Genomic DNA, 11,456 nt, shown 5'->3' with positions numbered 1-11,456 from the left:
CTAAATTTCAAATTCGTGATTTCGGGTTGTCATCCAACCTTTTTCCGGCTAACTTTTTCTAAAAATGTCTCTGGCAGAAGCTTGTGCAGTTGGCATGATCAGCAGATCATCAATGTTGACATGCGCCGGCCTTGACAGCACAAAGTAAATACTTTCTGCAATGTCGCGGGCACTTAAAGGCGTAAAACCTTCATAAACTTTAGCGGCTTGCTCCTCATCGCCCTTGAAGCGAACCAGTGAAAATTCCGTTTCAATGGCTCCCGGGCTAATCGTTCCCACCTTGATGTTGTGCGGTGCCAACTCAACACGCATGGCTTTGCTGATGGCATTGACCGCATGTTTAGTGGCGCAATAAACCGAGCCATTGGGGTAAGTTTGAACGCCCGCAATGGACGAGATATTGAGAATATGACCTTGTTGCCGGGCGATCATCCAGTTGGAGACTTCGCGGGTCACGTACAGCAAGCCTTTGATGTTGGTGTCAATCATGGCTTCCCAGTCGTCCACATTGGCCTGATTAACCGGGTCGAGCCCGGCGGCCAGTCCTGCATTGTTAATGAGGATATCTACCTTTTTCCAGTCGTTGGAAAGCGACGCCAATGCCCGGTCAACGTCCGGTTTTAGCCGAATATCAAAACACAAGGTTTGTACCTGGCAGTTTTCATTTTCCAGTTCCTGCCGGATTTTTTCCAACCGGTCTTGTCGTCTTCCCGTGAGGATAATGTTGAAATGATTCTCTGAAAGTATTTTAGCGGTTTCGAAACCAATTCCGGCTGTAGCTCCGGTTATTAAAGCAATTTTCTGTTTCATGGCATTTTGATGTTTGTTTCAGGGGAATTAAAATTCCTTTTTTTTTATGGAAAAATCAACTACTTGACTATTTTTGTTTTCATTATCGAAGTAAAGAAAGAAATGTTATGGCTGAAATTGCTGAAAACCAAGAGGTGTTCTCCATTGATCAGATTGAAGAGCCCAAAGATATTAGTGATATCGTTTTTAACTTGATGGTCAACCCAAATCTGGCCCCGGTTAATTATTTTAATGACTTTAGTGAAGAAGGATTTGATCTGGAGAGTGTTGCCAATGGAGAAACCGACGATGCCGGGATTTTTACCGCTGACAACGGGCAAATGATGGCCATGACCACGCATGCGTTTCATCATCATCTGGAAACAGATCCGAAAACGGCTATCGAAATTCTTATCAGCCGGGCCGCACGTCGTATGGCGTGCTATGGTGCAAAGCCCGAAGCTGTGAGCGCTTTCCTGTATCATATCAACATTGCGCACCCCAACGGGCAGTTTATCGCTTCGGGAGCCAAGCAGGGATTGGAAAATGCCTGCAAAAAATTTGGTATCAAGGTTTCGGATCGAAAAATCAGGTTCGACTACTTTAGCGGGCACGGGATGGTGACGCCAACGATTATTGTGAGTTTGATGGGCAGCGTGGAGGATAAAAACAAGGTGATTACCCACAAGCTGAAAAAGAAAGGCAACAATATCTTTGTGATTGGAAAATCGTTCGATGATATTAATTCATCGGAATACTTGGAATTTTATCATGAAGTTTCAGACTCACCGCTGCCCCAATTCGATATCAATGTTGAAGTACGTTTGCAACAAACCATGAAGCAGTTAATTGAAAAGCAGCTGATATCGTCGGCCAGCCCGGTTGGCAAAGGAGGTCTTTTCTTTTCATTGATGCGTGCCGGAATGCCCGCAGGTTTGGGGTTTGATATTACAACCGATGCTGAAATCCGCCGTGATGCCTTTTTGTTTGGCGAGTCCATGGGACGGTTGATTGTAGGTGTGCCTCAGGAAAATGAGGATGACTTCGTCGATTTTATGCAAGGTACCAAGCTGCCGTTTTTTACGCTTGGACACGTTACAAAGGGAGAAATCCGGATTGATGATGAATCGCTGGGTTATATTGATAAAATGATACCAAACGCTGAATGACAGTAGCTCCTTATCAAAATTCCGGACAAAATAAAAAACAGCAGGTCGAGCAGATGTTCGACAATATTGCTCCAAAATATGATTTCCTGAATCACTTTTTAAGTTTGGGAATTGACAAGCTTTGGCGGAAAAAGGCCGTACGGATTTTGAAGCAGAATCAACCCAAACGCATTTTGGATGTGGCTACCGGGACTGGTGATTTTGCCATTGCCGCTTCGCAGCTGGAAGTGGACGAAATTGTTGGTTTCGACTTGTCGGAGCAGATGATTCGGGTGGGAGAGGAGAAAGTGAAAAAGCTGAAACTTGATTCTCTTATCCGATTTCAAAAAGGCGACTCAGAGCAAATGCCCTTTGAAGATGCGTCGTTCGATGCCATTACGGTAGCTTTTGGCGTGCGGAATTTTGAAACCCTGCAAAAAGGCTTGGATGAATTTTTCCGGGTGCTGCGAAACGGAGGAGTGGCCATCATTCTTGAATTTTCAAAGCCCAAATATTTTCCATTTAAACAATTGTATAGGTTCTATTTCTTTCACATTTTGCCATTTATTGGCGGACTGGTTTCAAGAGATTCATCGGCTTATTCCTATTTGCCTGAGTCGGTCATGGCTTTTCCTGATGACCAAGAGATGCTGGATATTCTCGGGCGAACCGGATTTTCAAATGTGAGCCAGAAAAGACTGACCTTTGGGATTGCAACAATTTATGTCGCCCGAAAATAAATGGTGTGATTTACGTATATTGACGAACAATAATTTTTGAAATCGACGGTTTTTGAATTAGTACTTAAAATTGATCGGAATCAGTGAAAAAGCTCATAAGCATCATCGTCCTCGTTTGTATTTCGGCAAGTGTTTTTGCTCAGCGTCAGCATGTCAAACATCTGACGACTTTTGACGATAAGCCATTGCATTTCGGATTTACGATCGCTGTGAACACACTTGATTTTAGTCTGGAGCATTACCGGCCGATTGGAGAGAACCCCGAGTTTGTATACAAGAACTGGGGCAACTTCGATGGGAACGAAATTACCGAAGTTGATACGGTGCATGCCGATATTGCAGAGCAGGTTCCCGGGCTGACCGTGGGTATTGTAACCAGCTTGCGGTTGGGTGAGTATTTTAACTTGCGTTTTCTTCCCGGCCTGTCGTTTGGCGAACGGCGTTTGATGTACAACGTGCCTGTTTACGACGCAAACAGTACGAGTGCCGAGCCGCTGGAGTACTTTTCCATTAAAACAACTTACATTGATCTTCCACTCCTTGTTAAATACAAATCAAGCCGTTTGAATAACCAGCGCCCGTATCTGATTGCCGGTCCGGCTTTGCGAATTGATATCTCGAAAACCGGGGTTGAAGATCTGGTGCGGGTGAAACGCGGCGGGTTTTATTTCGAGGCTGGTGTAGGCTGGGACAGCTATCTGCCTTTCTTTCGCTTGTCAACCGAACTGAAGGTGAGCCTTGGCCTGGGTAACATGTTGAATGATGGCCCTGATGGCGAAAACCAACGGCAATATTATACCACAGCTTTAAAAAAGCTGACTTCAAATGTTTTTACATTAAGTTTCCATTTCGAATAAGTTGAAAAAAGAACTCAATATATCGCTGACTCCTAAGCAGGCGTCGGACGAGCAGTTTTATCGTTCGGTTATTGCTCAGAAATTGGGCCTTGCCGAGACTGACGTTACCGCTATTGTTGTGCGCCGGAAATCAATAGACGCCCGGCAGCGGCAAATTCGGATCAACATGGGCGTAGCTGTTTATATCGGCGAACAGCCCGAAGTTGAATCCATCCTCTATCACTATCAAAACGTAGAGCACAAACGCCCGGTGGGGATTATTGGCGCCGGCCCGGCCGGCTTGTTCGCTGCCTTGCGGTTGATCGAGCTGGGAAGGAAACCCATTTTGTTTGAGCGGGGCAAAAACGTAAGCGACCGCAAACGCGACATCGCTTTAATTCACCGGGAGCACCGGATTGATCCCGATTCTAATTACGGTTTTGGTGAAGGTGGGGCAGGCACGTTCTCCGATGGCAAGCTGTATACCCGTTCGAAAAAGCGGGGCAATGTGAAGAAGATTTTGGAAGTGCTGGTGCAATTTGGCGCCGATCCCGAAATATTGATCGATGCTCATCCGCATGTGGGAACCGATCAATTGCCACAAGTCATTCGCGGAATCCGGGAGCAGATTTTGGCATCCGGGGGCGAAATTCACTTTAACAGCCGGGTCACCGATCTGATCATTAAAGAACATGCATGCAAAGGATTGATACTGGCTGATGGCAGTAGATTTGAGATTGATGCCCTGATTTTGGCCACCGGGCATTCGGCACGCGATATTTATGAAATGCTGTATCGGAACGGTGTTAACCTCGAAGCCAAAACCTTTGCAATGGGAGTTCGTGTGGAACATCCGCAGGCTTTGATCGATTCCATTCAGTATCACCAGGCGCAGCGGGGGCCTTTTTTGCCGGGCGCCACCTACTCATTTGTTGAGCAGGTGAACGATCGTGGCGTGTACTCCTTTTGCATGTGTCCGGGCGGATTCATCGTTCCGGCAGCGACAGCTCCCGGCGAAATGGTTGTCAATGGCATGTCGGCTTCGCGGCGCAATTCTCCCTTTGCCAATTCGGGCTTGGTGGTTGAGGTTCGCCCCGAAGATTTGCGCGAGTTTCAGCAGCATGGCGTGTTTGCTGGCCTGGAATTTCAGCGGCAGGTGGAGAAACTTTGCTTCATGGTTAACGGGAATACCCAGTTTGCGCCGGCCCAGCGGCTGACCGATTTTGTGGCAGGAAGGAAATCGGCCGACTTACCCGATTCATCTTATCGCCCCGGCTTGATGACTGCCGCTTTGCACGACAAGTTACCCAAGCGAATAGCCAGCCGCTTGCGCGAAGGCATTCAGCAAATCGACAAGAAAACAAAGGGCTTTTTGTCGAACGAAGCGATTGCGGTTGGAGTGGAGTCGCGTACTTCTTCGCCACTTCGCATTCCGCGTAACGAATCGGATTTCCAGCACATCCGGATCAAAGGCTTATATCCGTGTGGCGAAGGAGCTGGCTATGCTGGTGGTATTGCTTCATCGGCCATTGACGGTGAGCGCTGCGCTGAAGCGGTGGCTCAAAACACCACGCCGTAAAGCCAGATTTTATGTTGTTTAATACCTTTGGGCGGCGCCGAAAGCCTTTTTGACGTGGATGAGTGCCTTTCGACGTGTCAGAATGCCATTTCAACTTGGAAGAACCTGAACGTTTTCTTGTGTGAGTTCTTTCTCCCGTGATCTTGAATTGGGAATGTTCATCTCCTCACGTTCGCCAAACTGTGGTTGTTTGTTGAAGCGGAGAATGTGTTATTTCTGATAGTTTTTAGCCACATCTGGGCGGAGGGTTCGGTTTCCTTTTTGCGCTTTGGGATGATAAGGGCAATGTCTGCATCCGTTGGCGCAACAATAGCCACGCTTCACCAGAAAACTTTCGGTCATGACGCGGTAACCTCCTCTTGTCAGGTAATAGTCTTCACCTTCAACCGCATTGTCATAACTATCAGGAAATAAGTCATCAAACATTCCCATAAGGCCAACTAATCGTATTTAAATCGCTGGAGAAAGTGACCCATGCGGTCGCGTTTGGTTTTTAGGTATCGCTGGTTGTGTTCGTTAGGTGCTACTTCAACCGGAATTGTTTCTGTAACTTTCAATCCGTATCCTTCAATGCCGACACGCTTAACGGGGTTATTAGTCAGCAGTTTCATTTTATGCACGCCTACATTTCTCAAAATCTGGGCGCCAACACCGTAATCGCGCTCATCGGCCTGAAAGCCCAGGTGAAGGTTAGCATCAATGGTGTCCAGTCCCTCATCCTGTAGTTTATAGGCGGCAATTTTATTCATCAGGCCAATGCCACGGCCTTCCTGCATCATATATACAACGACTCCTTTACCGGCTTTTTCAATCATTTCCATTGATTTGTGAAGTTGTTCGCCACATTCGCAACGGAATGATCCAAAAATATCGCCGGTCATGCAGGAGGAGTGCATCCGCACCAGAATTTCTTCATTTTCTTCCCAGCTACCTTTGATGAGCGCCACGTGTTCGGCTCCATTCGATTTCTGGCGGAAAGGAATAATGCGAAAATCACCGTATTTGGTTGGCATTTCCACCTCTTCGCCCTGGTCGATCAAACTTTCTGTTTTCAGCAGATAGGCAATCAGGTCCTTGATGGAAACGATTTTCAGGTTGAATTTTTCGGCTACTTCCATCAACTGCGGAAGACGAGCCATGGTGCCATCTTCGTTCATAATTTCGACCAGTACTCCGGCAGGTTTTAGTCCGGCCAAACGTGCCAGGTCAACAGCAGCTTCGGTATGCCCGCTGCGGCGCAATACACCGCGGTCTTTCGCTTTCAACGGGAAGATATGTCCAGGACGTCCCAGTTCTTCCGGGTCGGTATGATCATCAGCCAAAGCTTGGATTGTTTTGGCGCGGTCGCTGGCCGAAATGCCAGTCGTACATCCGTGTCCAATCAAATCGACCGATACCGTAAAGGGTGTCTGATGCGAGGAGGTATTTTTTCCAACCATCAGATCCAATTCCAAATCTTCGCAACGGCTTTCCGTGAGTGGTACGCAGATTAATCCGCGGCCGTGCGTTGCCATAAAGTTTACTTTTTCAGGGGTAATCAGTTCTGCAGCAGCAATGAAATCACCTTCATTTTCCCGGTCTTCATCATCAACTACGATGATCAGATCACCTTTTTTAATGGCATCAATTGCCTCGGGTATCGTATGTAAATTGAACTCGTCCATTATAATTATCTGGTTTCCAAAATGCAGGTGCAAAACTACGGAAAATTATCGATTTACAAATGACAAATTACACCTAAGCGCGTTTTGCTTTTTCCCATACAACCGATTGCCTGCCTTTGAGGTAGCGGATAATTCCAATAATAGACGCATAATTCATTGCTGAAAAATAGAACGGAATAAAAAAGAGTTTGAAACGGATTTGCCGGTTTTCGAACAGCCAGCCCATGGCCGCGACGAGATACATAACGATCTGGAAATAAAAAAAGCAAGCATAAAAACCAACCGTGGTCCAGCTGCGCTGATCGACTAGAATTAAAAAATTGATAAAAAATAGCAGAAACAAAGCAATGGGAGCAATGGTCCAACGAAGAACCTTGTGCGAGAAATACTGAAAACTAAGCCAGCCGTGTTGGAAGGGGTTGAGCAGATGAGCCAGTCGGCCGATGCTTTGAACCCCGCCGGCAGCAATTCGGATCTTTCGTTTGAGTTCTTCTTCTATACTGAACGAAGCTGTTTCGGTGGCATATGCTTCGGGTGTATAGGCAATGCGGTAGCCGCTACTCGCAATGCGCAGCGAGATGATAAAATCGTCGAGCAGGGTGTCGGCTTCTACTTCTTCGAATAAATGGGTACGAATGGCAAAAAGCTCTCCGGCTGCTCCAACAGCCGAATTAAACCGGGCGTCCATTTGCTTGATGAAAGACTCCATACGCCAGTACAAGCCTTCGCCCGAGGCAGCCGCTGTATCCTGTTCTTTTTCGATGATCCGTTTTTCGCCAGCCACGCAGCCGGTTTTTGGGTCTTGAAATTCACGTACAATCTCGCGTATCGCGTTTTCGGCTAAAAGGGTATTGCTGTCGGAGAAAATAACGAGCGGCGTTTTTACAAATGGCATGCCCCGGTTAATCGCCTGCGTTTTTCCTTGTCGTTCAGGAATGTGCTCAACTTGAAGTTGCGGATATTTTTTCAATAGCTCGGTTGTTCCGTCGTTGGAACCATCGGTGATCCACAGATGTTGAATTTTGTCTTTCGGATAGTCTAAGTTGAACGAGTTTTGCACTTTTTGTCCGATAATTTCCGCTTCGTTGTAGGCAGTTACAAAAAGACAGATCGCCGGTAGTTTTTTTTCATCCAGATCAGGAAGAATCGTTTTATCGACGAATACTTGCTTAACATTGGCCAGAATCCAGATTACGACTGCATAGCCCAGGTAAGTGTAAACAACAACAAGGAATAATATCTGAAATACGATTTCAAGCATTGAGCTGTTGCTTATAAAAGTCAGTTAAGGATTCGGCAATGGCCAGGTTGTCAAATTTTTCGTGAATAAAGTCGATGGCATTTTTGCAAAGTTTGTCATAGAGTTCCCGGTCTTCAATCAGCTTGCTCACACTCTCTATAAACTCACCGGCCTCATCAGCGAGCAGGATGTGTTTGCCTTTTTCGACGGCAATGCCTTCGGCACCGATGCTTGTTGAAACGATGGCTTTTCCAAGCGCCAGACCTTCGATGATTTTTACACGCATGCCACTGCCCGACAATAATGGTGCTACCATGATGGCTTTGGAATTCATAAATGTATACGCATCTTCAATTTCGCCCAAAAAAACAACATTTTTATACTGCAGTTTCGACTGCAGCCAGTCCGGAGCATTTCTTCCGGCAACATAGAATTTAAGGTCGGGGTATTTTTTCTGAAGTTTCAGCCAGCAATTTTCCAAAAACCACATCAGTCCTTCCTGGTTGGGAGCCCAGTCGAGTGCGCCCAAGTGAAAAACTGACGGATATTCAAGCTGGCCGGCCTTGGGAACCAAGGTTGCCAGGTCAATGCCTGTTTGCGTGGTGTGCCGGGGTTTTTTGTTTCCAAGTTGATCTAAAATTTCGCCATCGCGGTCGGTAATCGGAACCAGTGCATCGTAGCTGTTCAGATGACTTAATTCAAACTTTTTGATGCGTCTGGCAAGCAGCTTCAGGTAGATACGTTTCATGCCGGGAGTAACAGCTGCAGTGCGTTCCCATATTTCGTGCTCAACATTGTGCGCGCGATAGGAGATCAGTGCCGTGGAATATCGCCGGATTAGCGGAATGTACGGACAAAGGTAGAGCCCTTCGAGCTGAATGAGATCGAATTCCTTTTTTTGCAAGAGCATTGCAAGCTTGCGACCAAAATGATTGGATAGAAATCGGCTGGCATTGTAGGGCAGTTCTGAAAAAAATAAATTGCCGAATAGTCCTCCAACAGTGATCTTTGCCGGGACATCAACCAATTCGAAATGCATTCGTTCCTTCAGGTCATCTGGGATTTCTTCCAAGGTGATGTGGTGCTTTTTTGTGTTCATGGCAATCACATGCACTTCGTGGCCTAAAAGCGAAAACCCTTTCGACATGGTTAACGTCGCAATCGCTCCTCCATCCTTTGGGGGCCAGGGAACTTTGTTGCACACCTGGAGAATTCGCATATTTTAAGAGTTTTCAGTTTTTTCTTTTCGGTTGAATAAATACCTGAACAAACGCTTGATGTTATGTTCGTATGTTTCAAGATTTAGCAAACCCGAATCGTTCGCCGATTTATAGGTCAGGAAGATGCCAAGCGGTAAAAAGAGAAACGTTGAGAACCACATTCCGGTGGACATATTCCACATATCTTCGCGGGCAAACTTTTCACCCGAAATTGAAACCATATAATAGGTGATGAACATGAGTATTGAAACAACGACTGGCATTCCAAGTCCACCCTTCCTAATAATAGCACCAAGTGGAGCTCCAATAAAGAAGAAAATAAGGCAGGCAACCGACCAGGTGAATTTTTTGTGTTTTTCCATGGTCAGTTTGTTAATGAATGTTTTTCGATTATATAACTCATGAAGGTTTTGGTTGATCGTTTGGTGGTTTGATCGTGCCTGACTGATGGCCATGCTGATCACCTCATTCTGAATGTGAGGCTCCAGCGAGTGATAGATTGAATCGAAATTCACCAGCGTGTCGGGAGTTGCCCGGTAATCCTTTTTTAGCGAATCGACTGTTTGGGTCATGTAAATTACAGCGTCGCTGAGTGGTCTGGGGTAAGTCATCGAAACGGCAAATCGTCTGACCCGGGTCTTAAAGTCGGTGTAAAACGAATCTTCCTGATGACTCAGTTGGTCCAGGTTCATCATTTTGTATTGACTCCGCATGCGGTTCTCATCGGTTCGCTGAAAGTCAAAGCCTTCCAGCGAAATTGTAATCACTTCCTTTCCAAAGGTTTCACGGCGGAACGGGAACGTTCGGTCTTTGCCTCGCTTGTTGGGATCCATGTTGGTTGCCGACTGCCCATTGTACAGGGTCATGACCATGTATTTTTTGTCTTCCGATATTTTCATGAATCCTGAATCAGCAACTGTCACATTGGTGTTCCCTTTATTATCTGTGTGATCGTAAATTAGCAGGCCATAAAGCATGTTATTTTTATTGCTTTTGCGATCAACTTTAATGCTGTAACCATCAATTTCGTTGGAAAAGACTCCCTCGGAGATGATCATCTCGGGCTTTTGGTTTTTGACGCTAACCAGTAAGGCGCCAAATTTCATGTTGGTTTTGGGCAGGATATTGTTTGAAAAATAAAAGGCAAAAAGGGTTAAGGCAATGGCAACTACAATCAGCGGGCGCATAATGCGGAAAAGGGAAATCCCTGAAGCTTTAATGGCGACCAGCTCATAGTTTTCCCCCAGATTACCAAAAGTCATGATTGATGCCAGAAGCATGGCGAGTGGGAACGCCATGGGGATTAGGGCAAAAGAAGCGTAAAGCAGGAGTTCGGCTACAATGTTCCATTCCAGCCCTTTGCCAACCATGTCATCGATGTATTTCCACAGGAACTGCATGAGCAGTACAAATACAACGATAAAGAAGGTCATCAGAAATGGCCCGAAAAAAGTTTTTAAAACAAATAAATGCAGTCGCTTCATAGTCTATTTTTGGAAACGAATACAAAGCTAAGTTATTTTGGAGAAATAGAAAGTTAAAATCGCTTAACAGCCGAGGATGTGTTTCAGGTCAGCGATCTGCGAATTCCATAATCCGGAAGTCTCATCAGCTTCTTCTTCATCCGAGCAATCAATTACAATTAACGAGACATCGCCTGTTAACTCGTCTTTGGTGATTCTGAATTCGAAATAGCTTTCTTCTTCATCAATCCAATTGAATCGAACGAGCCGATCTTCTTTTTGCAGTGTTTTTTCAGCTTGTTGTTCGGCCCCTTCCCAAATAAAGGTGTAAAGGTTACTTTTAACCCGTACATCATCTGCAAACCACTCGGCCAGTCCCGATGCGGTACTTAGTCTGTTGAACAGTACTTTAGGCGAACAATTAATTGGATATTCTAATCGGATTTTAGCTTTCTCTGACATCGGGTTTTACGTTTTGTGCAATATAGGGAATATGACTCAATATAGCAATCAGTTATGATGGTGACACATTAAAAATCGTGTTTTCTTGTCCTTTTGTTTCGCTTTTGCGTTTTGCTTTCAAGGGAACAGATGAAACAAACAGCATCGCTTGATTTTTTGTTTGCGTTTCGCACAAAAAAAATGTGTTCGCTTTATGACGGCAAAAAATAAATACTATATTTGCAACCGCAAAATGAATGGCGAGGTAGCTCAGCTGGTTAGAGCGCATGATTCATAATCATGAGGTCGGCGGTTCAAGCCCGCCTCTCGCTACTT

The 11,456-nt window shown here is 45.7% G+C and carries 11 protein-coding genes and 1 tRNA gene; 5 read left to right on the top strand and 7 right to left on the bottom strand.

Annotated elements, in window-relative coordinates:
* Window positions 1-48: 48 nt before the first annotated feature.
* Entirely contained in the window at window positions 49-810 is a 762-nt protein-coding gene (locus tag AAC033_RS09255) for an SDR family NAD(P)-dependent oxidoreductase (protein ID WP_339737324.1), read from the bottom strand.
* A 107-nt stretch (window positions 811-917) separates the two neighbouring features.
* Here AAC033_RS09255 and AAC033_RS09250 point away from each other — a divergent pair, with 107 nt between their 5' ends.
* The 4 genes from AAC033_RS09250 (at window position 918) to AAC033_RS09235 (ending at window position 5,092) form a co-directional block, all read left to right on the top strand.
* On the top strand, window positions 918-1,958 hold the full coding sequence (locus AAC033_RS09250) for an AIR synthase-related protein (RefSeq protein ID WP_339737322.1): 1,041 nt from the start codon (window positions 918-920) through the stop codon (window positions 1,956-1,958).
* Window positions 1,955-2,677 carry a bifunctional demethylmenaquinone methyltransferase/2-methoxy-6-polyprenyl-1,4-benzoquinol methylase UbiE gene (gene ubiE, locus AAC033_RS09245; protein WP_339737320.1) on the top strand — a complete coding sequence of 241 codons (723 nt, stop codon included), beginning with the start codon at window positions 1,955-1,957 and terminating at the stop codon, window positions 2,675-2,677. The genes AAC033_RS09250 and ubiE overlap by 4 nt, the downstream gene beginning before the upstream one ends.
* Window positions 2,678-2,760: 83 nt before the next feature.
* The gene (locus AAC033_RS09240) at window positions 2,761-3,534 is read left to right on the top strand and encodes a porin family protein (protein ID WP_339737318.1); all 774 of its coding nucleotides are present in this window, start codon (window positions 2,761-2,763) and stop codon (window positions 3,532-3,534) included.
* A 1-nt stretch (window position 3,535) separates the two neighbouring features.
* Window positions 3,536-5,092 carry an FAD-dependent protein gene (locus tag AAC033_RS09235; RefSeq protein WP_339737316.1) on the top strand — a complete coding sequence of 519 codons (1,557 nt, stop codon included), beginning with the start codon at window positions 3,536-3,538 and terminating at the stop codon, window positions 5,090-5,092.
* Window positions 5,093-5,302: 210 nt separating this feature from the next.
* Here the strand turns inward: AAC033_RS09235 and AAC033_RS09230 are convergent, their stop codons facing one another.
* From AAC033_RS09230 to AAC033_RS09205, 6 genes are all read right to left on the bottom strand, one after another.
* Entirely contained in the window at window positions 5,303-5,524 is a 222-nt protein-coding gene (locus AAC033_RS09230) for a DUF5522 domain-containing protein (RefSeq protein ID WP_339737314.1), read from the bottom strand.
* 8 nt (window positions 5,525-5,532) lie between these two features.
* Window positions 5,533-6,756 carry a bifunctional 3,4-dihydroxy-2-butanone-4-phosphate synthase/GTP cyclohydrolase II gene (locus tag AAC033_RS09225; RefSeq protein WP_339737312.1) on the bottom strand — a complete coding sequence of 408 codons (1,224 nt, stop codon included), beginning with the start codon at window positions 6,754-6,756 and terminating at the stop codon, window positions 5,533-5,535.
* A 73-nt stretch (window positions 6,757-6,829) separates the two neighbouring features.
* Window positions 6,830-8,017, bottom strand: coding sequence for a glycosyltransferase family 2 protein (locus tag AAC033_RS09220; RefSeq protein WP_339737310.1), 1,188 nt, complete (start codon window positions 8,015-8,017; stop codon window positions 6,830-6,832).
* Window positions 8,010-9,215, bottom strand: a complete 1,206-nt coding sequence (locus AAC033_RS09215) for a glycosyltransferase family 4 protein (protein ID WP_339737308.1) — start codon at window positions 9,213-9,215, stop codon at window positions 8,010-8,012. The genes AAC033_RS09220 and AAC033_RS09215 overlap by 8 nt, the downstream gene beginning before the upstream one ends.
* Window positions 9,216-9,218: 3 nt before the next feature.
* The gene (locus AAC033_RS09210) at window positions 9,219-10,700 is read right to left on the bottom strand and encodes an LptF/LptG family permease (protein ID WP_339737306.1); all 1,482 of its coding nucleotides are present in this window, start codon (window positions 10,698-10,700) and stop codon (window positions 9,219-9,221) included.
* Window positions 10,701-10,763: 63 nt separating this feature from the next.
* Window positions 10,764-11,141 (bottom strand): START-like domain-containing protein, encoded by a 378-nt coding sequence (locus AAC033_RS09205; RefSeq protein ID WP_339737304.1) that lies wholly within the window; start codon window positions 11,139-11,141, stop codon window positions 10,764-10,766.
* Window positions 11,142-11,379: 238 nt separating this feature from the next.
* On the opposite strand from AAC033_RS09205, the gene AAC033_RS09200 reads away from it, so the two are divergent.
* A tRNA-Met gene (locus AAC033_RS09200) sits at window positions 11,380-11,453 on the top strand.
* Window positions 11,454-11,456 lie beyond the last annotated feature (3 nt).

Source organism: uncultured Sunxiuqinia sp. (genome assembly GCF_963974515.1).
Lineage (GTDB): Bacteria > Bacteroidota > Bacteroidia > Bacteroidales > Prolixibacteraceae > Sunxiuqinia.
This window is presented reverse-complemented; position numbering and strand designations above follow the sequence as displayed.

Coding starts and splice junctions, on each gene's coding strand:
- AAC033_RS09205 (WP_339737304.1), bottom strand. CDS start 11,141: ATGTCAGAGAAAGCTAAAATCCGATTAGAATATCCAATTAATTGTTCG.
- AAC033_RS09225 (WP_339737312.1), bottom strand. CDS start 6,756: ATGGACGAGTTCAATTTACATACGATACCCGAGGCAATTGATGCCATT.
- AAC033_RS09215 (WP_339737308.1), bottom strand. CDS start 9,215: ATGCGAATTCTCCAGGTGTGCAACAAAGTTCCCTGGCCCCCAAAGGAT.
- AAC033_RS09250 (WP_339737322.1), top strand. CDS start 918: ATGGCTGAAATTGCTGAAAACCAAGAGGTGTTCTCCATTGATCAGATT.
- AAC033_RS09230 (WP_339737314.1), bottom strand. CDS start 5,524: ATGGGAATGTTTGATGACTTATTTCCTGATAGTTATGACAATGCGGTT.
- ubiE (WP_339737320.1), top strand. CDS start 1,955: ATGACAGTAGCTCCTTATCAAAATTCCGGACAAAATAAAAAACAGCAG.
- AAC033_RS09210 (WP_339737306.1), bottom strand. CDS start 10,700: ATGAAGCGACTGCATTTATTTGTTTTAAAAACTTTTTTCGGGCCATTT.
- AAC033_RS09220 (WP_339737310.1), bottom strand. CDS start 8,017: ATGCTTGAAATCGTATTTCAGATATTATTCCTTGTTGTTGTTTACACT.
- AAC033_RS09255 (WP_339737324.1), bottom strand. CDS start 810: ATGAAACAGAAAATTGCTTTAATAACCGGAGCTACAGCCGGAATTGGT.